Origin of the sequence: Pseudomonas subflava (assembly GCF_023823685.1) — a bacterium.
Classification (GTDB): Bacteria; Pseudomonadota; Gammaproteobacteria; order Pseudomonadales; family Pseudomonadaceae; genus Aquipseudomonas; species Aquipseudomonas subflava.
In genome coordinates, this window is the sequence record NZ_JAMXBF010000015.1 from 30761 (window position 1) to 54689 (window position 23929).

Sequence of the window (23929 nt, forward strand, 5' to 3'; positions counted from 1 at the left end):
GCCACTCACCTTCCGTTAATCAACGCCGCACCTCAGATGCGCCAGATTCCTTCCGCGATTTCCGCCAGTTGCGCCTGCCGCGCCTCGATTTGCGGCAGGCCCCAACCCTCATAGGCGGCCAGCGCCTGGGACAGCGCGATCTTGGACTGCCGATAGAGCGCCAGCTTCTCGGCAAACGGCTGATTGGAAGCGGTGATATTCAGCTTGCCGCCCAGCAGTGTCAGGTTGCCCCAGCGATTGACGAACAGCTCATGCTGATCGGCATCCTCGCCCAAGGCCTCTCGCCAAGCGAGCGACAGGGTCTGCGGCATGATGTGTTCAATATGCACCTGCTGGGTGTTCAGCAGGGTCTTTTCTTCCGGCGAAAGATGATTCTCGATGCCGCGGAAGGTGTAGTTGACGATGTACTGCCGCCCCATCGACTGCTGCCGGAAGGCCAACACAAACTCCTCACTACTCGGCGATGCCGCTTCGAGAATCTTGCGCGCCTCCTCCAGCCCCTCTAAGCCCTTGGTTGCCAGCACCTTGGCCGCCTGATGATAGAAGCGCTCCAGCTCCTTGGAGTCCTTGCTGCAAATGGTGCTGTAGCGGAAGGTCAGCACTTCACACAGGCGCGCAAAATCGCGCAGGGCGTCGTTGCCCAGCGTTGCCGAGGCCGCCAGCAGCGCGGAATAGCACATGGTGGCGCGCAAGGTATTGAGGTTCTGGTAGACCTCACGCACGGCCTTGTCCGCCACCAGCTCGGGCTTGATGAACTGGCCGTAGAAGCGCGCCATCAGCTTGAGATCCTTGACCAGTGGCTTGACGCCCCGGCTGCCTACCTCCTTCTTGAACAAGGCAAACACATCGTCTTTCTGTACCTGGGCATGCTGTGTCAACAAGTAGTGACGCAGGAAGCGGGTAATGTCGCCGCCTTCCAGGCTGTCGATGATCATGTCCCAGTCGGCGGCCAGGGCCTCGACCGACTCGCTGGACTTGGCAGCCGCCGCGAGCAGGTGGTTCTTCAGCAGATCGCCGGCCGACAGCGCCAGGCCACGATCATTCAGGGTCTCGAAGATAATGAAGGCATTGGCAATGTCCGGCACATCGATGACCACGAATTCCAGCCCGGTCATGATCTTGCGTTCGATCTGCTCCAGCGCCTGCAAGGGGTTGTCGCTAGCCGCCAGCCAGGGGACGAGATAGCCCTTCAGACGTTCGACATTTTCAATCATTCGCAGGTTGCGGTTCAGCTCATGGCTGGCGAGCTGCCGTACGGTCGCCCAGTCGCGCCGTGAGTCATCGTCCGGGGCGCACAGGATGAAATCGGTAAACACCCGCGCATTGGCATTGCCGGGGCGGAACTTGAAGCGCAGGTCCGGCTCGGCATAGGCGTTCTGCAAAAACTGCTGGATGCGTCCGACCAGATCGGGCTTGCGCAGCTGATACTCATCGCGGATCAGCGCCAGCAACAGAATGATGGTGGTCAGGCGCTGCTGACCGTCGATGACCTCGGGGCGGGCCTGATCGGGCGAACACAGCACCACCGAACCCATGAAATGATTGCTGCCCAGCGTTTCGACAATGTCGTGCCACAGCTCATCCACCTGCTCCGCCTCCCAGGCGTAGGGTCGCTGATAGGCCGGGATGGTCAGTTGGCGATTAGGTACGCCGAGCAGCTTGTTCAGGTTGGTTTTATCGACATTGATGATCATGCGACTTCCTTGTGGCCTGCTGCTCAGGCGGTCATCTGTGTGGTGTGTTCAGGGGCTTTAGCGCTCGCCGGGGGCTGCCATCCGCGTATATCGATTTTGCCGGTGACGGCGGCGGATATTAGGGCGGAGCGGCGCTCTTGGAGTAGCCTCATGGCACACGCTGACTCGTTGATCAAGCTATCCAAATCTCGGAGCGTCTTGTTCAAAAAGTTGGAAATGCTAGCCTGCTCCTCCTTCGGAGGAATCATCATTTGATAATTGATAATGGTTGAGATATTCACGTGTGGCGATGTGGCTCCAACCGTATCGACTTCACCCTGCCTGTAAACGGCAATAGAGTTTAGCTGAAACATGAAGTACTCAGGGCAAACATGGGCGCTCACTCTGAACTGCATCATTCTCTGCCCGAGTGCATATAGATCAGACTCTGGAATCAAGGCGGCATACCCCCATCTTTCGCCTTCTCGCCCATAAACAATGTCACTCTTCTCTAAAGACGCTCGTCGAGTGCGATGCAAATACTCACTCCGATCCAAACGATACATTTGCTCGGGCTTCAGAATTCCTTGATCAATGTCTGCCGTCCGAATAACAAGATAATTCCCATCCGGATCGTAATTCGGAGTTTCATGAGGACAGTCAACAACGCGATCCGTCATGAATTTCAACTTTGATACCACCCAATGCGCCGGCACCTCGCCCAGCCACTCCACACCGGAGTCTTTCATCGGCACCGTCGGGTCGAGGCCTTTGGTGACTGCATGGGAGATCACCGCCTGGCGCTTTTCCTTGAGCAGCTCGATCAGGCTCTGCTGCTCTTCGATCAGGGCGTCGATGCGGGAGGTTTCGTGATCGAGGAAGCGGGCGATCTGGGTTTGTTCCGCCTCAGAAGGAACGCCCAGCACAATATTCTTCATGTCAGAAAAATTCGTGCTCCAAAGGTCAGCAACTATCCCCTTACCCCAACGGTAATATTCCTCTTGAAACAGCTCGCTTCTGAATAAGTGATGGATGTATGGACCGTGTAATCCAGTCGGGATTAATACGGTACATATCAACGAAACCGAGCCATCGAGTGGTGATAGCCCGGATGAGCCCTTTCGATCAGAGCGGCTATTGATAACAAAATCGCCCGCCAGCACCTTCTTCCGATTGTCGCCGTCCTGTGTTTTTGCTGCGCTTTCAAGCCGGGGAACAATTCCATGCTTGGTGACTGACAAAGGCTCGAACTCAGTATCACTGGCCCTTTCGCGGCGCTCATCGAAGTAATGACCAAGACGCTTCAGTACCCAGTGCTCAGGTACGCTACCCAACCAAGTAAAGCCTGACGCCTTATATTTCGGATAACTGGGAAACGTCATGCCGACAGCCCCTCGATCATCTGCTTAATGCGGTCGGTGCAGGCTTTCAGGTCACGGTCGATCTCTTCCAGCGGGCGCGGCGGCTGGAATATGTAGAAGTGACGATTAAACGGAATCTCGAAGCCGACGATGCCGACTTCACCATCCTGCGCATCCGTCTTGCTCTCGTCGATCCAGGCATCCGGCACATGGGGTTTTACTTCGCGCTCGAAGTAGTCGTACACCGATTCGCCCAGCGGCACGTTCTCGTTGTCGCGCAGGCCCGCATCGGCTTCCGGCAGGCCTTTGACCATGCAGATATCGGCCTCGGGGTCGCGCTCGCTCAGGGCGTTGAGGATGGCCTTCAGCTCGGGTGTGCTGGGGTATACGTCATGGGCGTTGAGCGCCTTCTTCAGCAGCTTGCTGAACTGCTCGCGGTTGCGGTGCAGAACGCTGGTGTCCATGGCCTGCAGGGCTTCGACCAGACGCTGGCGGGCCGGGGCTTCCAGCTTCTCGATGGCTTTTTCTTCAAGCACCTTCTCGATGCGCTCGGCGCTGGTCTGAAAGTTCAGGCGCAGCGGGCGCTCGACGGTGATGCGCCGATAGCCGAAGGCATTGACGGGGAAGATTTTGCTCTGCGGGGTTTCCTCGAAGCGGCCATACAGGCGCACCAGTTCGTCGATCTGCTCCTCGGTGAGGTACTGGCGCTTGCTGCCCAGCGACTTGCGCATCTTGGCGAAGTGCTGGCTGCCATCGATCAGCTGCACCTTGCCCTGGCGCACGGCGACCTTGTGGTTGCTCAGCACCCACACATAGGTGGCGATGCCGGTGTTGTAGAACATGTCGGTGGGCAGGGCGATGATCGCCTCGACCAGATCGTTCTGCAGCAGGTAGCGGCGAATCTCCGATTCGCCCGAACCGGCGCCGCCGGTAAACAGCGGCGAGCCGTTGAGGATGATGCCGATGCGCGAACCGCCTTCACGCGGGTCACGCATCTTGCTGACCAGGTGCAGCAGGAATAGCAGCGAGCCATCGGAGACGCGTGGCAGGCCCGGGCCGAAGCGGCCGGTGAAGCCTTTGCTGCTGTGCTCGTCGGTGATCTGCTTTTGCACCTTCTTCCACTCCACGCCGAACGGCGGGTTGCTGAGCATGAAGTCGAAGCGGCTGTCGGCCAGTTGGTCGTCGGACAGGGTATTGCCCAGCTTGATGCTGGTGACGTCCTGGCCCTTGATCAGCATGTCCGCCTTGCAGATGGCGTAGGACTCGGGGTTGAGCTCCTGGCCATGCAGCGACACGGTGACCTGCTGGCTGATGGACTGGATGTACTCGTCGCCCTCGGAGAGGAAGCCGCCGGTGCCGGCAGTCGGGTCGTAGATGGTGACGATGCTGTTGGGCTTGAGCTTGTCGTCCTGCCCGGTGATCACCAGCGAGGTGGTCAGGTGCACGATATCGCGCGGGGTGAAGTGCTCCCCGGCGGTTTCGTTGGAGCTTTCCGCGAACTTGCGGATCAGCTCTTCGAAGATGATGCCCATGCCAAAGTTGCTGATGCGCTCAGGCTCCAGCGGGGCGACAGCAAAGCGTTGCACTACCTGATACAGCAGGTTGGCGGCGGCGAGCTGCTGCACGAAGTCCTCGAAGTGGAAGTGCTCGAAAATCTCGCGGGCGTCCTTGCTGAAGGACTGCACATAGCTCATCAGGTCGGCGGCGGTCTGGGTATCGGACAGCGTGCCGAGGGTCAGTTTGGAGGCATTGAAGAACTGCTGGCCGGCCGCGCGCAGCAACAGCCGCTCACGCACCAGATCAGGCCGGCCTTCCTGCGCATAGGACTCACGGATCACCGCTTCCTTGGTCGGCTCCAGCACACATTCCATACGGCGCAGCAGGGTGAACGGCAGGATGATGCGACCGTACTGCGACTGCTTGAAATCACCGCGCAGCAGGTCGGCAATCGACCAAAGAAAGGCGGCCGTCTGGGAATGGTTTTCCGTGTTCACGCAACTTCTCCTGGAACAGGACAGCAAAAGCGCGAGTTTAACCTGACGGAAAGGTCGGGACCGCATCTCTATGAGCGCGTTTACCCCGGTGTTTACCTGAGCCCAAAACAAAAAAGCCTGATCATTTCTGATCAGGCTTTGATGTTGGGATTATTTGGTCGGGACGGAGTGATTCGAACACTCGACCCCTTGCACCCCATGCAAGTGCGCTACCGGGCTGCGCTACGCCCCGACGATGCTTCCGTGTTACCGGAAGCGGGGAGGACTTTACAATAAGCTGCTGAATTGTGGAAGTTTTTTTTACCGCTGAGGGCTTACTTGCGAAGCACCAGCAGAACATCCTCGAGCTCGGCAATCATCTGCCGGATCAGCTGCTTGTACTGGGTGGTGTCGTCCTTGGCTTCGTCGCCGGAGAGACGCTGACGCGCCCCGCCGATGGTGAAGCCCTGGTCGTACAGGAGTGCTCGGATCTGGCGGATCATCAGCACATCTTGGCGCTGATAGTAGCGACGGTTACCCCGTCGCTTCACCGGATTGAGCTGAGGAAACTCCTGCTCCCAGTAACGCAAAACATGAGGCTTGACGGCACAGAGGTCGCTGACTTCGCCGATGGTGAAGTAGCGTTTGCCAGGGATAGGCGGCAGCTCGTCGTTATGACTTGGTTCCAGCATATGCCTCTACTCTGGCCTTCAATTTCTGGCCCGGACGAAAGGTGACAACACGGCGAGCCGTGATCGGGATTTCTTCGCCTGTTTTGGGATTGCGGCCCGGGCGCTGACGTTTGTCGCGCAGGTCGAAATTGCCGAAACCGGACAATTTGACCTGTTCGTTGTCTTCCAGCGCGTGGCGGATTTCCTCGAAAAACAGCTCCACCAACTCCTTGGCTTCCCGCTTATTCAGGCCAAGCTCTTCATACAGACGTTCCGCCATCTCAGCTTTCGTCAGAGCCCCCATACGCTACTTCCTTAACGTGGCGTTGAACCTTTCTTCCAGCGAGGTGATGATGTTTTGCGTAGTTGTATTCACCTCATCGTCGTTAAGAGTGCGCGATGGATGTTGCCAGGTCAAGCCAACGGCAAGGCTTTTTCTATGTGGATCAATGCCTTTACCGTGATACACGTCAAACAGTCTGAGGTCCGTCAGCCACTCGCCAGCGGCCTCGCGGATGGTAGCGAGCACGGCATCGGCCGGCTGCTCGCGATCCACCAGCAGGGCCAGGTCGCGGCGCACCTCAGGGAAGCGTGACAGCTCGCTGAACGCCGGCATGCGTCCGGTTGCCACTTCGGCCAGTACCAGCTCGAAGAGGAACACTGGCTGATCCAGACCCAGGGTCTTGGCCAGTTCCGGGTGCATGGCACCGAGGAAACCAACCAGGCGCCCTTCCCGCTCGATACGTGCGGTCTGGCCCGGGTGCAGGGCCGGATGCTCGCCCGGCACGAAGCTGAAGGCATCGGCGGCGCCGGCATACCCCAGCAGCGCTTCGACATCGGCCTTGAGGTCGTAGAAGTCCACGCTCTCGCGGCCGTTGGCCCAGGCTTCCGGCAGGCGACTACCACTGATCACACCGGCCAGCACGGCTTCCTGCTTCAGGCCTTCGAGCTGGCCAATGAAGCGCAGGCCGCTCTCGAACAGGCGCACGCGCGACTGCTGGCGGTTGAGGTTGTGCTCCAGCGCCTTGACCAGGCCCGGCCACAGCGAGGAACGCATGGCGGCCATGTCGGCGGAGATCGGGTTGGCCAGCTGCAGCGGCGCCACGCCCGGATTGAACAGCTCGAACAGCTTGGGATCGATGAAGCTGTAGGTGATGGCTTCCTGATAACCGCGAGTGACCAGCAGGCGACGCAGGGCCGGCAGCTCGGCACGGGCTTCGGCCTTGGCCTGCGGGGCCAGGCGAGCCTGCGGGTAGCGCACCGGCAGACGGTTGTAGCCGTACAGGCGACCCAGCTCTTCGATCAGGTCCACTTCCAGGCTGATGTCGAAGCGGTGGCTCGGCACGCTGACCTGCCACTGGCCGGCGCCCTGGGCGACGGTGCTCAGGCCCAGCGCATTGAGCAGGCGCTCGACCTCGGCGTCGTCCATGTCCATGCTCAGCATCTGGCTAATGCGCTCGGCACGCAGGGTGATCGGCGCGACGTTCGGCAGGTCGGCAGCGCTGGCCACCTCGATGATCGGACCGGCTTCGCCGCCGACGATCTCCAGCAGCAGCGCGGTGGCGCGCTCCATAGCATTGCGCGCCAGCTGCGAGTCCACGCCACGCTCGAAGCGGTGCGAGGAGTCGGTGTGCAGGCCATAGGAACGGGCCTTGCCGGCCACCGAGATGGTGTCGAAGAAGGCGCTTTCCAGGAACAGGTCGCGGGTCTTGTCGCTGACGCCGCTGTGCTCGCCGCCCATCACGCCGGCGATGGCCAGGGCGCGGTTGTGGTCGGCGATCACCAGGGTGTCGGCGCGCAGGCTGACTTCCTGGCCATCCAGCAGGACCAGCTTCTCGCCCTCTTCCGCCATGCGCACGCGGATGCCGCCGTTGATCTCGGCGAGGTCGAAGGCGTGCATCGGCTGACCGAGCTCGAGCATCACGTAGTTGGTGATGTCGACGGCGGCATCGATGCTGCGGATGTCGGAACGGCGCAGGCGTTCGACCATCCATAGCGGGGTCGGTTTGGACAGGTCGACATTGCGGACAACGCGACCCAGGTAGCGCGGGCAGGCCTTGGAGGCCAGCACTTCGACCGGGCGCACTTCGTCATGCGCAGCGGCGACTGGGGCGACGGATACAGTCGCTACCGGAGCGGCATAGATGGCGCCGACTTCGCGAGCCAGACCGGCCAGCGACAGGCAGTCGCCACGGTTCGGGGTCAGGCCGATCTCGATGCTGGCATCGTCCAGACCGAGGTAGTCGCGCAGGCCCTGGCCGACCGGGGCGTCTGCCGCCAGTTCCATCAGGCCGCTGTTGTCGTCGCTGACCTGCAGCTCGGAGGCCGAGCAGAGCATGCCCTGGGACTCCACGCCGCGCAGCTTGGCCTGCTTGATCTTGAAGTCGCCCGGCAGCTCGGCGCCGATCATGGCGAAGGGAATCTTGATGCCGGCGCGGGCATTGGGCGCGCCGCAGACCACCTGGAAGGTGGCGCTGCCGTTGCTGACCTGGCACACGCGCAATTTGTCTGCGTCCGGGTGCTGTTCGGCACTGAGGATCTCGCCCACCACCACGCCGCTGAACTGGCCGGCGACCGGGATCACGGCGTCTACCTCCAGGCCGACCATGGACAGGCGGGCCACCAGTTCGTCGCGCGAAACTGCCGGGTTCACCCAGCCACGCAGCCACTGTTCACTGAATTTCATGCTGTCTGTTCTCCTTAAGCGAATTCGATACGGGGCGTGCGGCTAGCGGAATTGCGCCAGGAACCGCAGGTCGTTATCGAAGAACAGGCGCAGGTCATTGACGCCATAACGCAGCATGGCCAGCCGCTCGACGCCCATGCCGAAGGCGAAGCCGGAGTACTTCTCCGGATCGATGCCGGACATACGCAGAACGTTCGGATGCACCATGCCGCAGCCCATCACCTCCAGCCAGCCGGTCTGCTTGCACACGCGGCAACCCTTGCCGGAGCACATCACGCACTGCATGTCGACTTCGGCCGACGGCTCGGTGAAGGGGAAGAAGGACGGGCGGAAACGCACGCCCAGTGGCTTCTCGAAGAACACGCGGAGGAATTCCTCGATGGTGCCCTTGAGGTCGGCGAAGCTGATGCCCTCGTCGATCAGCAGGCCCTCGACCTGGTGGAACATCGGCGAGTGGGTGATATCGGAGTCGCAGCGGTACACGCGGCCGGGACAGACGATGCGGATCGGCGGCTGCTGCGATTCCATGGTGCGCACCTGTACCGGCGAGGTGTGGGTGCGCAGCAGCATGTTCGCGTTGAAATAGAAGGTGTCGTGCATCGCCCGCGCCGGGTGGTGGCCGGGGATGTTGAGCGCTTCGAAGTTGTGGTAGTCGTCTTCGACTTCCGGACCCTCGGCCACGTTGTAGCCGATATGGGTAAAGAACTGCTCGACACGCTCGAGGGTGCGGGTGACCGGATGCAGGCCACCAGAGGCCTGGCCGCGGCCCGGCAGGGTCACGTCAATACGCTCGGACGCCAGCTTCTCGGCGAGCAGGGCCTGCTCAAGCACGGATTTGCGGGCGTTCAGGGCGTCCTGAACCTGGTTTTTGGCGGCATTGATCAGGGCGCCGGCCTGCGGACGCTCTTCGGCGGACAGTTTGCCGAGGGTCTGCATCAGGGCGGTCAGCTCGCCTTTCTTGCCGAGATACTGCACCCGGAGCTGTTCCAGGGCGTTGATGTCTGCGGTGTTTTGCACGGCCTCAAGCGCTTGCGAGACCAATGCATCCAGGTTTTCCATGTACGGACTCCAGATACGAAATAGGGGAAGAGCTTGAAGGCTCTTCCCCTATCTTTGACGTTGCCACCGGGCGAACCCGGTGATTGTCGGGGGACTTAAGCCAGAACGGCCTTAGCTTTCTCGACAATCGCAGCAAACGCCGCTTTTTCGTTCACTGCCAGATCGGCCAGAACCTTGCGATCGATCTCGATGGCCGCTTTCTTCAGGCCAGCGATCAGACGGCTGTAGGACAGACCATTCTGACGAGCACCGGCGTTGATACGAGCGATCCACAGAGCGCGGAACTGACGCTTGCGCTGACGGCGGTCACGGTAGGCGTATTGGCCTGCCTTGATCACAGCCTGCTTGGCAACGCGGAACACGCGCGAACGCGCGCCGTAGTAGCCTTTGGCGAGTTTCAGGATTTTTTTGTGACGAGCACGAGCGATAACGCCACGCTTAACACGAGCCATGAGTAATTACCTCTAAAGAATCTTGACCGGAATTAACGAACGCGCAGCATGCGCTCGACTTTTGCCTTGTCCGACGGATGCATCAGTTCGCTACCGCGAAGTTGACGCTTACGCTTGGTGGACATTTTGGTCAGGATGTGGCTCTTGAAAGCGTGCTTGTGCTTGTAGCCGGCAGCAGTTTTCAGGAAACGCTTAGCCGCGCCGCTTTTAGTTTTCATCTTTGGCATGTTTGGTACTCCGCATTCATTAACAACTGATAACCATCAGGCCTGCCAGTGCCCGGGAGGTTATTTACGCTTCTTGGGAGCGATGACCATCATCAGCTGGCGTCCTTCCAGCTTAGGATGCTGTTCGACGGTGCCGATCTCGGCGAGGTCGTTCTCGACCCGCTTCAACAGCTCCATACCCAGCTCCTGGTGGGCCATCTCACGACCACGGAATCGCAAGGATACCTTGGCCTTGTCCCCTTCATTAAGGAAACGTACCAGGTTGCGTAGTTTTACCTGGTAATCCCCTTCTTCCGTCCCTGGACGAAACTTGATTTCTTTAATCTGCTGCTGGTGCTGGTTCTTCTTCGCGATCGCAGCTTGCTTCTTCTTCTCGAACAGGTGCTTGCCGTAGTCCATGATTCGGCAAACCGGCGGAACGGCGTCAGCGGAGATCTCTACCAGATCCAGCTTGGCTTCTTCAGCCACACGCAGCGCTTCGTCAATCGAAACGATCCCTACCTGCTCGCCATCCGCGCCAATCAGGCGGACTTCACGTGCGGTGATGTTCTCGTTGATCGGTGCCTTTGGGACGGCCCGCTTATCCTGTCTCATTTCACGCTTAATAATGATTACTCCGAATCTTGGCGACCACGCCGGGAAACCGCTTGCTTGAGCTGTTCGGCGAACTGTTCCAAGGGCATGGAGCCCAGATCGACACCTTCGCGGGTACGCACAGCAACGGATCGTGTCTCAACTTCCCTGTCGCCGATAACCAGGAGATAGGGAACCTTGAGCAAAGTATGCTCGCGGATTTTAAAGCCGATTTTTTCGTTTCTCAAGTCGGACTTGGCACGGAAACCGCTTTGGTTGAGAGTTTTCTCGACCTCGAGAGCGAAATCGGCCTGCTTGTCGGTGATGTTCATGATCACCGCCTGGGCCGGCGCCAGCCAGGCCGGGAACGCCCCGGCGTAATGCTCGATGAGCATGCCGATGAAGCGTTCGAAGGAGCCGAGAATGGCGCGGTGCAGCATCACCGGACGGGTGCGACTGTTGTCCTCGGCAATATAGTTGGCGTCTAGGCGCTCCGGCAGGTTCGGGTCGTACTGCAAGGTGCCGCACTGCCAGTTACGGCCGAGGCAGTCCTTCAGGGTGAACTCGATCTTCGGGCCGTAGAAGGCGCCCTCACCCGGCTGATATTCCCAGGCCAGGCCGGACTCATTCAGCGCATCGGCCAGCGCGGTCTCGGCACGATCCCACAGCTCGTCAGAACCTACGCGCTTGGCCGGACGAGTAGACAGCTTCATGGCGATATCGGTGAAACCGAAGTCGGCATACACCTGCAGGGTCAGCTTGATGAAGTCGGAGGCTTCCTTCTTCACCTGCTCCTCGGTGCAGAAGATGTGCGCGTCGTCCTGGGTGAAGCCGCGCACGCGCATGATGCCGTGCAGCGCGCCGGAGGCCTCATTGCGGTGGCAGGAGCCGAACTCGGCCATGCGCAGCGGCAGGTCGCGGTAGGACTTCAGGCCCTGATTGAAGATCTGCACATGGCACGGGCAGTTCATCGGCTTCACCGCGTAGTCGCGATTTTCCGACGACGTGGTGAACATGTTCTCGGCGTAGTTCGACCAGTGCCCCGAGCGCTCCCAGAGGATGCGGTCGACCACCTGCGGCGTGCGCACCTCGACGTAGCCACTCTCGCGCTGTACCTGGCGCATGTACTGCTCAAGCACCTGATAGACGGTCCAGCCGGCCGGGTGCCAGAACACCATGCCCGGCGCCTCTTCCTGCAGATGGAACAGATCCAGCTGCTTGCCGATGCGGCGATGGTCGCGTTTCTCGGCTTCCTCGATGCGCTGGATGTAGGCCGCCAGCTGCTTCTTGTCCGCCCAGGCAGTACCGTAAATGCGCTGCAGCTGCTCGTTCTTCGAGTCGCCACGCCAGTAGGCACCGGAAATCTTGGTCAGTTTGAACGACTTGAGGAAACGGGTATTTGGCACATGCGGGCCGCGGCACATGTCGACGTACTCCTCGTGGAAGTACAGGCCCATGGCCTTCTCGTCCGGCATGTCGTCGATCAGGCGCAGTTTGTATTCCTCCCCACGCGCCTGGAACAGCTCGATGACCTCGGCGCGCGGCGTCATCTTCTTGATGACGTCGTAGTCCTTGTCGATCAGCTCGGCCATGCGCTTCTCGATGGCCGCCATGTCTTCGGGCGTGAAGGGGCGATCGATGGCGATGTCGTAATAGAAGCCTTCCTCGATCACCGGACCGATCACCATCTTGGCGTTCGGGTAGAGCTGCTTGACCGCGTGACCGACCAGGTGGGCACAGGAGTGGCGGATGATTTCCAGCCCCTCTTCGTCCTTCGGCGTAATGATCTGCAGGGTCGCGTCGCTCTCGATCAGATCGCAGGCATCCACCTGTTTGCCGTTGACCTTGCCGGCCAGGGTGGCCTTGGCCAGACCGGCACCGATGGACTGAGCCACCTCGAGCACGGATACGGGACGATCGAACGAACGCTGGCTGCCGTCGGGAAGAGTAATGGTGGGCATGGCGCCTCCTCTCCTAGTGGTGACCCCTACCAAAGGTCACATGGGTTGGGATGAGCCAGGAAGCGATCCGGAGGTGTACCTGCCTGACGATGGCAGGAGCCTTGCGGCCAACCGGAGCCGGACCAGAGTCACTGGAAGTAAACGAGCCGGGAATGCTTTCAGAAAGCCGGAGCCCTGACAAGCAGCCAATAAAAAAGGGGTCGTATGAACGACCCCTTTCGGATTTGGTAGGCACAATTGGACTCGAACCAACGACCCCCACCATGTCAAGGTGGTGCTCTAACCAACTGAGCTATGTGCCTGCAATGGAGGCGCATTTTAGGGAGATTCGTTTGGCTGTCAACACCTTTTTTCGCTAAGCCTCTGAAAAAGTGGATTTTTTGCCGCACAGCGGGACGTTGTAAATTTTGCACAGAGGCTAGCCGGCGGATTCCGCCTCGGGTAGCATCCGCCCATTCCGTAAAAAATAAAGAACATAGGTTCAAATATGGCGCACACACCCTATCCCCAGTCCTACTACGCCGCCTCGGCCAATCCGGTGCCGCAGCGCCCGGCACTGCAGGGTGAGACCGAGACCGATGTCTGCATCATCGGCGCTGGCTATACCGGCCTCTCCACCGCCCTGTTCCTGCTGGAGAACGGCTTCAAGGTCACCATCGTCGAAGCCGCCAAGGTCGGCTTCGGAGCCTCCGGCCGCAACGGCGGCCAGATCGTCAACAGCTATAGCCGTGACATCGACGTGATCGAACGCACCGTCGGCCCGAAACACGCCAAGCTGCTGGGCGACATGGCATTCGAGGGCGGCCGCATCATCCGCGAGCACATCGCCAAGTACGACATCCAGTGCGATCTGAAGGACGGTGGCGTGTTCGCCGCCAACTCTCCCAAGCACATGAAGCACCTGGAGTCGCAGAAGAAGCTGTGGGAGCGCTACGGCCACACCCAGCTGGAGCTGCTGGATGAGAAGCGCATCCGCGAAGTCGTGGATACCGACACCTATGTCGGCGGCATGCTCGACATGAGCGGCGGCCACATCCACCCGCTCAACCTGGCCCTGGGCGAGGCCGCCGCGGTCGAGTCGCTCGGCGGCATCATCCACGAGCAGAGCCCGGCGATCCGCGTCGAGCGCGGCGCCAACCCCGTGGTGCATACCCCGGAAGGCCGGGTGAAGGCCAAGTTCGTGGTGGTCGCCGGCAATGCTTACCTGGGCAACCTGCTGCCGGAGCTGGCCAGCAAGTCCATGCCCTGCGGCACCCAGGTGATCACCACCGAGCCGCTGTCCGACGAGCTGGCCAGGAGCCTGCTGCCGCAGGACTACTGCGTCGAGGACTGCAACTACCTGCTCGACTACTATCGCCTGTCCGGCGACAAGCGCCTGATCTTCGGCGGCGGCGTGGTCTACGGCGCGCGCGATCCGGCGAACATCGAGGCGATCATCCGGCCGAAGATGCTCAAGACCTTCCCGCAGCTGAAAGACGTGAAGATCGACTTCGCCTGGACCGGCAACTTCCTGCTGACCCTGTCGCGCCTGCCGCAAGTCGGCCGCCTCGGCGACAACATCTACTACTCCCAGGGCTGCAGCGGCCACGGCGTGACCTACACCCACCTGGCCGGCAAGCTGCTGGCGGAAACCCTGCGCGGCCAGGCCGAGCGCTTCGACGCCTTCGCCAGCCTGCCGCACTACCCGTTCCCCGGCGGTCGCCTGTTCCAGGTACCGTTCAGCGCCATCGGCGCCTGGTACTACAGCCTGCGCGACAAGTTGGGCGTGTAATAACGACCGCACACGAAAACGGCGCCCGAGGGCGCCGTTTTTCATTTCCGGTCGAGGCTCAGATGGCCAGGATCGCCTGGGCCAGCTGCATGTCGTCCATCTGCAGGGCCGGCAGCTTGCCGCGAATGTGCTGCAAGGCCGCCTCAAGATGCGCACCGCGGATGGCGCCGGCGCTGGCGACGAAGCTGGCGGCATCGTCTTTGGCCTCGCGCACCACCTTGTCGTCGGAGAAGGTGGACGAGGTGACGTCGGTGGTGCCCTCCACCGTATTGACCATGGCGTCGGTGGTCACCACGAAACTGGTGGCTCCCGCCTGCAGACTGAACCCCAGGGCCAGAGCGGCCAGCCAGTGCTTGCTTTGCATGATGCGAACTCCTGTGAGACGAAGTTGAAACCGGGCAGCAGGATACCAGCGCCTTGCTGAAGGTATAGCAGCCAGGCGCGGCGTCAGGATATACCGCTCGGTGCCCCCTATTCTCCGGGACCAGCGGGCCGGTAGCATGGCGCCACTCATTTCCGCAGGGCGGCAGGCATGGACATCTTCGCAGCGATCTACGGCACCTTCGCCTCGGCCTTTGCCGGTGACGGCCAGAGCATCGCGCTGCTGGGGGCGCTGTACGTCTGTGCGGTGATGCTGTCCACGGCCATTTATCTCTGGCTGATCTGGCAGTGGCCGAGCACCCGCGGCCAGCTGCTCGCCCAGGGCGTCGCGCCGTTCGGGGCGACCGAGCTCGTCCCGGCCCAGCAGAACCACGTGACCAAGGTGGCCTAGTGCTACGAGGTGGACGGGCACACCTACACCGGCAATCGCCTCTCGCCCTGGAAGGTCATGGCCAGCACCAATGCGCGCTTCGTGTTGCAAGCCCAGCTGCGCGGCATCCAGATGGATGAGTCCGGCGGGGTCACGGTGTTCTACAACCCACGCAAACCCGCACGCAGCTACCTGATCCGCTCGGGCCCGATCAAGCAGGCGCTGACGCTGCTGTCCGCCCTCGCGCCGGTCGCGCTGTATCTCTGGGCCTATCGCTGAAGCGCAGCCAGCCGCTTCGACTCAGTGAGAGGACACGTAGATCGCTCCAGCGAACGGTTCTGGGAGGGCGAAGCTCTCGCGCATGCGCCTGGCCTCGGCTGCGGGGCTCAGGCCGAACAGCCGCTTGAACTCCCGGCTGAACTGCGACGCACTGGTGTAGCCCACCGCGTGGCTCGCCGCCTCGGCGGTCAGGTCACGGCGCACCATCAACAGCCGCGCCTGGTGCAGACGCGTCGACTTCACATACTGCATCGGTGCCATCTGGGTGATCGCCTTGAAATGGCTGTGGAAGCTCGGAACGCTTATGCCCGCTTCCTGCGCCAGCCGGGTGACATCCAGCGGGCTCGCATAGTCGGCATGGATCAGGCGCAGCGACCTGCCGACCCTGCCGAACTGGCCGCGCATCGCCAGGGCTTCGCGCATCGCGCCACCCTGCTCGCCGGTAAGCACGCGAAAGTACAGCTCGCGCAACAGACCGGGACCGAGCACGGCGGCCTCCAGCGGCGTCTGCATCGCCTCGAGAAAGCGCAGCACGGAGGCCTGCATCGCCCCGTCCATCAACGTGGAAGTCATGCTGCGTGGCGCCTGCTGCAGCTGCGGCGCGCTCTTGCCGTCGATCTGCGCCGCCAGCTCCGCGGCCAGGCTGAAATCGAGGTGCAGGTAGAGCGCCAGCAGCGGCCGTTCGGGCGTTGCCTCGGTCTCCATGCTGAACGGCACGGGAGCGGAGACGGCCAGGTAGTGGTGTTCGTCGTACAGGTACAGCTGGTCGCCGAAGTAGCCACGCTTGCTTCCCTGGCAGACGAGAACAATGCCCGGATCGTAGAGAACCGGCGTGCGCGACAGCGCCCGATCCGAGCGCAGGATGCGCACGCTAGGCAGCGCCGTGAGGTTGTAGCCCTCGTCCGGTGCCAGCGCCTGCAGCAGCGCGACGATGCGTTCGCGGCTGTGCGGGGAGAGATCGTGCTGCATCGGCCCTCGCGATCATAGTTTTAGGCAAGAAAAACAGCGAAACCTGACTGTTTCAGTCATGACACGAAGAACTGTATGCACTCCCCAAACGAGATCACGGAGTGCTCCATGACCATCCACAAGACATTACTGATCACCGGCGTGAGCAGCGGGTTCGGCCGCGCCCTCGCCGAGGAAGCCCTGGCAGCGGGTCACAGAGTCGTCGGCACCGTGCGAAGCCGCGAGGCGCAGCATGACTTCGAGTCGTTGTCCGCCGATGCCCATGGTCGCGTGCTGGACGTGACCGATTTCGCCGCGACCGACAGCGTGGTGAGCGAGATCGAGGCAAGCCTGGGCCCCATCGACGTGCTGGTGAACAACGCCGGCTATGGCCACGAGGGCATTGTGGAAGAGTCGCCGCTGTCGGAAATACGCCGACAGTTCGAGGTGAACGTCTTCGGCGCCGTGGCCATGATCAAGGCGTTGCTGCCCGCGATGCGTCGGCGCCGCCGCGGCCACATCCTCAACATCACCTCCATGGGCGGCTTCATCACAATGCCGGGGATTGCCTACTACTGCGGCAGCAAGTTTGCTCTGGAAGGCATCTCGGAGGCCCTCGGCAAGGAACTTCAACCCTTCGGCATCGCCGTCACGGCCGTGGCCCCGGGCTCGTTTCGCACCGATTGGGCAGGACGCTCGATGGCACGCACGCCCCGCTCCATAGCCGACTATGACGCCAGCTTCGATCCCATCCGCAAGGCCCGCGAAGACAAGAGCGGCCAGCAGCTGGGCAATCCGCGCAAGGCCGCGCGCGCGATGCTCGCGGTGATCGCCGCCGAGCATCCGCCTGCGCACCTGCTGCTGGGCAGCGATGCCCTCGGCCTGGTGCGCGTCAAGCTGGCGGCGCTGGAAGGTGAGATCGCCGAGTGGCAGGCCCTCACGCTGTCCACGGACGGCTGACGACCATTGGTCCGCCGCGCTGCGGACCACCCATCGCCTTGTTCCAAGAAACCCGCAGCCCGAGTCGCGCCCGGTGTTAGCATGCCTGCGCCGCAAGGTGATAGGCGTAGATGGCTAAGGCCTCCGCGACCTCTGCGGCAAAGCAGCTCGACACGGCAAGACTGCGAGGCGCAACCGCCTCGCATCGGTGTGACGATGGGCTCCTCCGGGATCGGGAGCCGACACGCGTGACGCCGATGGAACTTTGCCCTTCCCTCTCAGCTCGCATCTTCTTGCTCACGCCAGGAAATGCGGCGCCCTGCTAGATCCCACCGTCCGCACCGGCATCACCTCCTGTCGTGACAACAAGCTCCCGTGGCCACAATGCCGAACGCATGTACGGCCGACGGTTATCAACATGCGAGACCCAGTCCCGCCCGACACGAGTACCCAACATGGCCGCTCCCATCATCTGCCGTACCTATCGGCGCCCCATCCATCAGTGCAACTGCTACCGTTGCCGCCCGATCGGCGCCACCGAACCCTTGGCGCCTCGCCTGAGCGAGCAAGCGTCCGGCAAGAACCTGTCCCTGCGATAACGGCGTCTCATGGCGACGCCGAACTCCATCCGACCGGCGCCAAGGCGCGACCGCTCGAACGGCTGCCTGGTCTTGCGCATCACCAAGAGCAACGTCCGCTCCACCGAGCCGAAGCTCGATGGAGACATTTCCCTTCAGGGACGACTCGCCCCGTCTGTCATCGCCACCGCGTCCCGTGGACTGAGGTTGTAGGCGCCTCCCGGTACGCCCAGCTCTTCGCTCCCCGCACGCGAGGGACGCGAACCCATCGATTCCGCCCGCTCCGATGCTTGTGCCAAGGCGCGCTTCATGGCGCAGTCACCGGTCAGCCCGCGCTTGAGCGCAAGCAACGAAACCGCCACCTCGAGGCATCCGCCGATGCCGCCGCGCTTGATGCCATTGCCGACGCCGGCGAGGCCGACGGCCAGCGACAGTGCTCGTTCCCAGCCATTCACATTCTGTTCGCTCATGGATGTTTCCTCTCGTTGATGCCGCCCCGTGGGCGGGTTGTTCGCATCGCCGGGGCCGGCCCGGCGTTGCGGGAAATCGATGGCCCGCTCGCGCCCTGATAAGGCATTCGGCCAGCCGCCGGACTCATCCCGTAGAGCCCTTGAAACTCGAGGCCTGGATCTGCCAGAGGTCGGAGAACACGCCACCCTGCCGGCGCAAGCGTTCCGGCGGGCCGTCTTCGACGATCCGGCCGCTCTCCAACACCACCACGCGGTCAAACTTGGCCAGCGTGGACAGCCGGTGCGCCACCGCCACCACCGTACTGCCCTGCATGAGACTGGAAAGCGCCGCCTGGATTTCGCCTTCGGAGCGGGTGTCCAGCGCCGACGTGGCCTCGTCGAGAATCAGGATCGGCGCGTCCTTGAGGAAGGCACGGGCGATGCCCAGGCGCTGGCGCTGGCCGCCGGAAAGCATCACCCCGCGCTCGCCCACCAGGGTGTCGTAACCCTGCGGCAGCTCCCGGATGAAGCCGTCGCAGAGCGCGTGGCGGGCGGCGGCCAGAACCTCCTCGTCGCTGGCGTCCGGGCGGCCGTAGCGGATGTTCTCGCGGATGCTGCGGTTGAACAGCGCCGTTTCCTGCGGCACCACGGCCATGCGCGCGCGCAGGCTGTCCTGGCTGACCTCGCTGATATCCTGGCCGTCGATCAGCACGCAGCCCGCCTGCACGTCGTCGAGGCGCTGGATCAGGCCGATCAGGGTCGACTTGCCGGCCCCCGACGGCCCGACGATGCCGACCTTCTGCCCAACCGGGATGTGTAGGTCGAAGCCGTCGAACACGCTGCGGCCGTCCGGGTAGGTGAAGGACACGTCGCGGAATTCGATGTCGCCGCGCGACAGCGATAGCTGCGGCTCGGGATCGTCCAGTTCGTGGGGCTGGACGATGATCCGCAGGGTGTCTTCGATGGCGCCGAGCTGCTGGGTGGCGTCGACCAGCGCCAGCGCCAGATCGCGCGAGCCGTGCAGTATGCGGAAGGTCAGCGCGCTGACCATGACCACGTCGCCGGGCGTGACGCTGCCGGCGATCCACAGCTGGATCGCCCACACCAGCATGCCGCCGGCCATCAGCGACAGACAGATGTCGTGGATCACCCGCGCCTTCTCCAGGTACATCCAGCTGCGCCGCTGGGCGCGCGCCTCCAGGCCGATCTCTTCAGCGAGCCGCTGGGCCTCACGGTCACGGGCGGAAAAGGCCTTGATGGTCCAGACGTTGGACACCACGTCCACCAGCTCGCCGCCGACCCGCGCCGCCTGGGCGGCGAAGCGCTGGTGCTTGCTGCGCCCACGGATGCCGAAGGAGAGGATCAGTACGCCCACCACCACGACGAAGCCGATCAGCGCCCAGGCCATCTGCCAGTGCACGGTGAACAGCACGATGACCGCACCGATAAAGTCCACGCACGGCGGCATGATCTTCCAGGCCAGGCCGCCGTATATGGCGCCGGCCGCCTGGCCGGTGGCCGAGATGCGGTTGCCCAGGGCGCCGGCGTAGTGTTGGGCGAAGTAGCGCATGGGGTGGCCGGTGAGGTGGCGGAACAGGTCGACGCGCAGGTCCACACAGCTGGCCACCACGGTGCGGCAGCCCAGCCAGCCGCCCAGGCGCCAGAACACGTTCTCCACCACGATCAGGCCGATGAACACGCCCAGCGGGAACCACACGTTGGCCTGTTGACGGTCGCCGGTCGCCATCGCGTCGACCAGCAGCTTCATGCCGTACTGCACCGCCACAGCGCAGCCGCCGGCGCCGGCGATCAGCAGGAACATTCCGGTGAAATGCCAGGGGCGTCGGCGCACGTAATGCGCCAGAAAGGCCAGCGGCCGGCCCGGCAGCTCGTCGCTCGACTGGCGTGGGCGAGCGCTCATGCCTGCCGGGCCATCTGCCCCGCCAGTGCCTCGAGCAGCGCCTGCTGCTGGCGCAGCTCGTCGGCCAGCGGCGCGTGCAGCGGACGCTCGCCGTGCGCGTCGGCGTAACCGAACAGGCCGGCCTGGCAGTGACGATCATCGGTCCAGCCGGGGTAGTCGAGCACCGGATACAGGCAGATGCCCTCCAGCGGCAGGCCACGCTGCAGCGCCAGGCGCACCTGCTCGCCGATGTAGCGCAGCCAGTCGGCGCGCTGCTCGCCCTCGGCGCCGGTCTCGGCCACCAGAATCGGCCGCCGATAGCGCTGGAACACTTCCGCGAGGATGCCGGCGAACGGCCGGTACAGCGGCTCGCCACGCCACAGCGTGCCGCCGCCGTGGTACCACTGGTTGTTCGAGTAGTAGTTGACGCCGAGGATGTCCAGGTATTCCGGCCTGCCGCCGAGGCCCGGCCACTGCAGGCCGGCGAGCATGTCCCATGCCTGAAACTGGGACAGCCGATAGCGTTCGGCATCTTCCTGCTCCACCGCGCGATCGCCGCGCGGCACCACGTGGATGACAGGGTCGACCTGAACGAAGCGGGCCCGCGGGTCGACGTCGCGGATCGCCTCGATGGCGGCGATGCTGGCGCGTACCAGCTGGTGCTTGAGCTCGTCGCCGCGGCCCTGGCCCAGCGGCGCGAAGTAGGCCACCTCGCCGCCGGCCCAGGCCCAGAAGGACATCTCATTGAGCGGCGAGTAGAACGGCACCTGCCCACTCTCCTCTCGCACCAGCCGCGCCGCGGCCGCGGCGAAGCGGGCGAAGCGCTCGACGAACTGCGGGCGCCAGATATCGATATCATCCGGCCAGCCGTAGTGGCAGAGGTCCCAGATCACCTGCATGCCCGCCTGTTCGGCCGCGCGTAGCTGGGGCAGGAAGCTCGACCAGTCGTAATGGCCGGGCGTGGTCTCGATCAGGTGCCAGCGCAGGCCGTCGCGCGCGCTGCGAATGCCTTGCCGGCGTAGCGCCGAATAGTCCTCGGCAACCCAGCGCTGGTGGCCGGTGCTCTCAATCAGGTCCAGGCGGCGGCCATCCGGGCGACGATGGGTGGAGCACTCGAAACCGCCCATGAAGAAGCTGTCGAAGAGCGCGGGAACATGCATCGTCGCCCCTCACCGTGCCAGGCGGGGTTGGTCCGCCGTCTGCGCCTCTTCGATGCGCTGGTACAGCGCCAGCGCCTGCCCCACCACCTGGTCCATGTTGTAGTACTTGTAGGTGCCCAACCGGCCGAGGAAGGTGACTCCCGGCGTCTGGTCAGCCAGGCGCTGATAGCGCTTGTACAGCTCGGCATTTTCCGACCGCGGGATCGGGTAATAGGGGTCGCCCTCGGCCGAGGGGTATTCGTAGGTAATGCTGGTCTTTGGATGCTGCTGGCCGGTCAGGTGCTTGTATTCGCTGATGCGAGTATAGGGCACCTCCTCGGCCGGATAGTTGACCGTACCCACCGGCTGGAAACGCTCCTGGTCCAGGCTGCGATGCTCGAACCTGAGCGAGCGATACGGCAGCCTGCCGAAGCGGTAGTCGAAGTACTCGTCGATCGGCCCGCAGTACACCAGGTGCTCATGAGCCAGCTCATCGCGGATCTCGCGATAATCGGTATTGAGCATCACCTTGATGTTGGGGTGGTCGAGCATGCGCTCGAACATCCGCGTGTAACCGTGCAGCGGCATCTGCTGAAAGGTGTCGGCGAAGTAGCGGTCGTCGGTATTGGTACGGGTCGGCACGCGCGCGGTCACCGACTTGTCCAGCTGCGACGGGTCCAGGCCCCATTGCTTGCGGGTGTAGCCGCGGAAGAATTTCTCGTACAGTTCGCGGCCGATCTGGTTGACCACCACATCCTCGCTGGTGCGGATGCTCTCCACCGGCTCGGCGCGGCCGGCCAGATACTCGGCGGCCTGCTCGTCGGTCTGCAGATCCAGCCCGTACAGCGCATTGAGCGTGGTGCGGTTGATCGGGATCGGCACCTGCTGGCCGTCCACCACGCCCAGCACCCGGTGCTCGTAGGGACGCCAGGCGGTGAAGCGCGACAGGTAGTCGACGATGCGCTGGGAGTTGGTATGGAAGATGTGTGGGCCGTAGCGGTGGATCAACACACCGGCCTCGTCGTGATAGTCGTAGGCGTTGCCGCCGATGTGCGGTCGGCGGTCCACCAGCAGTACACGCTTGCCCAGACCCGCGGCCAGGCGTTCCGCGAGCACGCTGCCGGCGAAGCCGGCGCCGACGATCAGGTAATCGAAGCCGCGGGGGCATTGTTCTTGGCTCAACGCAGACATTCGATCATCTCCTTCATGCGGGCCTGGGTAAGGTCCCAGGACATATCGCCGAGCACCCGGTCGGCCTCGGCGAGAAAGGTTTCGCGCTCGGCGCCGAGGGCGAGCGCCCGCTCGCAGGCGGCGACGAACTCCTCGGCCGTGGCGGCGATGAGCACCAGGCCACTGTCGCCGTAGCTGCGCACCACGTCGGCGATGGGCGTGGACACCACCGGACAGCCGCCGGCCAGGTATTCCGGCGTCTTGGTCGGGCTGATGAAGCGCGTCGATTCGTTCAGCGCGAAGGGCATCAGCGCCACGTCCCAGCCGCCCAGGTAGCGCGGCAGCTCGTCGTAGGTGCGGCCGCCCAGATAGTGGATGTTGGACGGGCGCGGCAGCGTGGCCGGGTCGATCTTCACCACCGGGCCGATCATCACCAGCTGCCAGTCCGGGCGCAGCGCGGCAACCTGCTCGAGCAGCGCCACGTCGAAGCGCTCGTCAATCACGCCGTAGAAGCCCAGGCGCGGCCGGCCGATGGCCGCCTGATCCGCCGGGTCGTCCTGCTCCTCGCGGGCGCTGGCGAAGTGGCCGATGTCGACGCTGCTGGGAAAGGCATGGGCGTTGTCGTGCAGGCGGCGCTTGGCCTCCCAGATGCTGTAGCCGCCGGTGAACACCAGGTCGGCACGCGCCAGCAGTTCGCGCTCGCGCTCCACCAGCTCGGGAGGGGCGCCACGGAAGGCCGAGAGCTCGTCCATGCAGTCGTAAATCACCAGGCTCGGCTGCAGGTGATCGGTGAAGGCCAGGCTCATCGGCGTGTAGTACCAGAGCAGCAGGTCTTCCACGCCGAGCCGCGCCAGGTAGTCGTCGAGCAACCCGCGCAGCGTTTCGCGCCTGGCGCTCGCGCCCAAGCCCTCCGGCAGGCGCGGCACCAGCACTTGCACCCCCTCCTCGTCCGGCCGCACCTCCAGCCAGGGCGTGGTCTCGTCGGTGGGCACCGGCTCCTCGAAGAACAGCAGGTTGTACTCGCGGGCGAAGCGCGACATCAGATGCTGCGGGCGCTGGTAGACGAAGCTCCAGCGCAGATGCGAGAGGCACAGCAGCGTTGGAATGAGCGGGTCAAACACCACGGCGGCTTCGCCATCGACCTGCGGGTGGGGGGATTTGCCGATGTCCTGCTGGAAGGGACCTGCCCAGCTCATGTTGCCGTCTCCGTGGGTCTGCGAAGCGGCGTACCAGAGGCTCTGGCACCGCGTTTCGCTGAGAAAGAGGTGATACGGGGAGTGGACGGCATTCCCCTCTCGGCAGTTCAACAGATCGTCGCGCCGGCCAGCCGAACGCGTTCATCGAAAGGTCTGAACTCTGCCGAGCGCAG

Annotated in this window: 22 protein-coding genes and 2 tRNA genes; 4 read left to right on the forward strand and 20 right to left on the reverse strand. The window is 63.1% G+C overall.

Annotation, left to right across the window (positions count from 1 at the left end):
* Positions 1-32 precede the first annotated feature (32 nt).
* The 13 genes from NF616_RS19865 to NF616_RS19925 form a co-directional block, all read right to left on the reverse strand.
* Complete coding sequence (locus NF616_RS19865; protein WP_252275512.1) at positions 33-1694, reverse strand: DUF262 domain-containing protein; 1662 nt, start codon at positions 1692-1694, stop codon at positions 33-35.
* A 23-nt stretch (positions 1695-1717) separates the two neighbouring features.
* On the reverse strand, positions 1718-3055 hold the full coding sequence (locus NF616_RS19870) for a restriction endonuclease subunit S (RefSeq protein WP_252275513.1): 1338 nt from the start codon (positions 3053-3055) through the stop codon (positions 1718-1720).
* On the reverse strand, positions 3052-5028 hold the full coding sequence (locus NF616_RS19875) for a type I restriction-modification system subunit M (RefSeq protein WP_252275514.1): 1977 nt from the start codon (positions 5026-5028) through the stop codon (positions 3052-3054). The genes NF616_RS19870 and NF616_RS19875 overlap by 4 nt, the downstream gene beginning before the upstream one ends.
* A 155-nt stretch (positions 5029-5183) precedes the next feature.
* Positions 5184-5260, reverse strand: a tRNA-Pro gene (locus NF616_RS19880).
* Positions 5261-5342: 82 nt separating this feature from the next.
* Complete coding sequence (locus NF616_RS19885) at positions 5343-5699, reverse strand: MerR family transcriptional regulator (RefSeq protein ID WP_043310659.1); 357 nt, start codon at positions 5697-5699, stop codon at positions 5343-5345.
* Positions 5680-5982 carry an integration host factor subunit alpha gene (ihfA, locus tag NF616_RS19890; RefSeq protein WP_002553164.1) on the reverse strand — a complete coding sequence of 101 codons (303 nt, stop codon included), beginning with the start codon at positions 5980-5982 and terminating at the stop codon, positions 5680-5682. Before ihfA ends, NF616_RS19885 begins: the two co-directional genes overlap by 20 nt.
* Before the next feature lie 3 nt (positions 5983-5985).
* Complete coding sequence (gene pheT / locus NF616_RS19895; RefSeq protein ID WP_252275515.1) at positions 5986-8364, reverse strand: phenylalanine--tRNA ligase subunit beta; 2379 nt, start codon at positions 8362-8364, stop codon at positions 5986-5988.
* Positions 8365-8406: 42 nt separating this feature from the next.
* Positions 8407-9423 (reverse strand): phenylalanine--tRNA ligase subunit alpha, encoded by a 1017-nt coding sequence (gene pheS, locus NF616_RS19900; protein WP_252275516.1) that lies wholly within the window; start codon positions 9421-9423, stop codon positions 8407-8409.
* A gap of 95 nt (positions 9424-9518) precedes the next feature.
* Positions 9519-9875: a 50S ribosomal protein L20 gene (gene rplT / locus NF616_RS19905; RefSeq protein ID WP_044874620.1), complete on the reverse strand. Its 357-nt coding sequence runs from the start codon at positions 9873-9875 to the stop codon at positions 9519-9521.
* 32 nt (positions 9876-9907) lie between these two features.
* Positions 9908-10102: a 50S ribosomal protein L35 gene (gene rpmI, locus NF616_RS19910; RefSeq protein ID WP_021701550.1), complete on the reverse strand. Its 195-nt coding sequence runs from the start codon at positions 10100-10102 to the stop codon at positions 9908-9910.
* Between the two features lie 60 nt (positions 10103-10162).
* Positions 10163-10714: a translation initiation factor IF-3 gene (gene infC, locus NF616_RS19915; protein ID WP_252275590.1), complete on the reverse strand. Its 552-nt coding sequence runs from the start codon at positions 10712-10714 to the stop codon at positions 10163-10165.
* Positions 10714-12636: a threonine--tRNA ligase gene (gene thrS, locus NF616_RS19920; protein WP_252275517.1), complete on the reverse strand. Its 1923-nt coding sequence runs from the start codon at positions 12634-12636 to the stop codon at positions 10714-10716. The genes infC and thrS overlap by 1 nt, the downstream gene beginning before the upstream one ends.
* 225 nt (positions 12637-12861) lie before the next feature.
* Positions 12862-12938, reverse strand: a tRNA-Val gene (locus NF616_RS19925).
* 185 nt (positions 12939-13123) lie between these two features.
* Here NF616_RS19925 and NF616_RS19930 point away from each other — a divergent pair.
* Positions 13124-14407, forward strand: a complete 1284-nt coding sequence (locus tag NF616_RS19930) for an NAD(P)/FAD-dependent oxidoreductase (protein WP_252275518.1) — start codon at positions 13124-13126, stop codon at positions 14405-14407.
* A 58-nt stretch (positions 14408-14465) separates the two neighbouring features.
* Here NF616_RS19930 and NF616_RS19935 read toward each other — a convergent pair whose 3' ends face one another.
* A complete protein-coding gene (locus NF616_RS19935) occupies positions 14466-14771 on the reverse strand; it encodes a DUF2388 domain-containing protein (RefSeq protein WP_252275519.1) in 306 nt (101 codons plus the stop codon).
* A 168-nt stretch (positions 14772-14939) separates the two neighbouring features.
* Here NF616_RS19935 and NF616_RS19940 point away from each other — a divergent pair, with 168 nt between their 5' ends.
* Complete coding sequence (locus tag NF616_RS19940) at positions 14940-15179, forward strand: hypothetical protein (RefSeq protein ID WP_252275520.1); 240 nt, start codon at positions 14940-14942, stop codon at positions 15177-15179.
* Between the two features lie 9 nt (positions 15180-15188).
* Entirely contained in the window at positions 15189-15437 is a 249-nt protein-coding gene (locus NF616_RS19945) for a hypothetical protein (protein ID WP_252275521.1), read from the forward strand.
* 21 nt (positions 15438-15458) lie between these two features.
* On the opposite strand, the gene NF616_RS19950 is transcribed toward NF616_RS19945, so the two are convergent.
* Entirely contained in the window at positions 15459-16406 is a 948-nt protein-coding gene (locus NF616_RS19950; RefSeq protein WP_252275522.1) for an AraC family transcriptional regulator, read from the reverse strand.
* Positions 16407-16514: 108 nt separating this feature from the next.
* On the opposite strand from NF616_RS19950, the gene NF616_RS19955 reads away from it, so the two are divergent.
* Positions 16515-17345 carry an oxidoreductase gene (locus NF616_RS19955; protein ID WP_252275523.1) on the forward strand — a complete coding sequence of 277 codons (831 nt, stop codon included), beginning with the start codon at positions 16515-16517 and terminating at the stop codon, positions 17343-17345.
* A 712-nt stretch (positions 17346-18057) separates the two neighbouring features.
* Here the strand turns inward: NF616_RS19955 and NF616_RS19960 are convergent.
* The 5 genes from NF616_RS19960 to NF616_RS19980 all read right to left on the reverse strand — a co-directional run bounded on the left by NF616_RS19960 (position 18058) and on the right by NF616_RS19980 (position 23756).
* Positions 18058-18372 (reverse strand): YgaP-like transmembrane domain, encoded by a 315-nt coding sequence (locus tag NF616_RS19960; protein ID WP_252275524.1) that lies wholly within the window; start codon positions 18370-18372, stop codon positions 18058-18060.
* A gap of 124 nt (positions 18373-18496) precedes the next feature.
* Positions 18497-20272 carry an ABC transporter ATP-binding protein gene (locus NF616_RS19965; RefSeq protein ID WP_252275525.1) on the reverse strand — a complete coding sequence of 592 codons (1776 nt, stop codon included), beginning with the start codon at positions 20270-20272 and terminating at the stop codon, positions 18497-18499.
* A complete protein-coding gene (locus NF616_RS19970) occupies positions 20269-21411 on the reverse strand; it encodes a glycoside hydrolase family 1 protein (RefSeq protein WP_252275526.1) in 1143 nt (380 codons plus the stop codon). The genes NF616_RS19965 and NF616_RS19970 overlap by 4 nt, the downstream gene beginning before the upstream one ends.
* 9 nt (positions 21412-21420) lie before the next feature.
* Positions 21421-22581 (reverse strand): UDP-galactopyranose mutase, encoded by a 1161-nt coding sequence (glf, locus tag NF616_RS19975; protein ID WP_252275527.1) that lies wholly within the window; start codon positions 22579-22581, stop codon positions 21421-21423.
* Complete coding sequence (locus tag NF616_RS19980) at positions 22569-23756, reverse strand: glycosyltransferase family 1 protein (RefSeq protein ID WP_252275528.1); 1188 nt, start codon at positions 23754-23756, stop codon at positions 22569-22571. The genes glf and NF616_RS19980 overlap by 13 nt, the downstream gene beginning before the upstream one ends.
* Positions 23757-23929 lie beyond the last annotated feature (173 nt).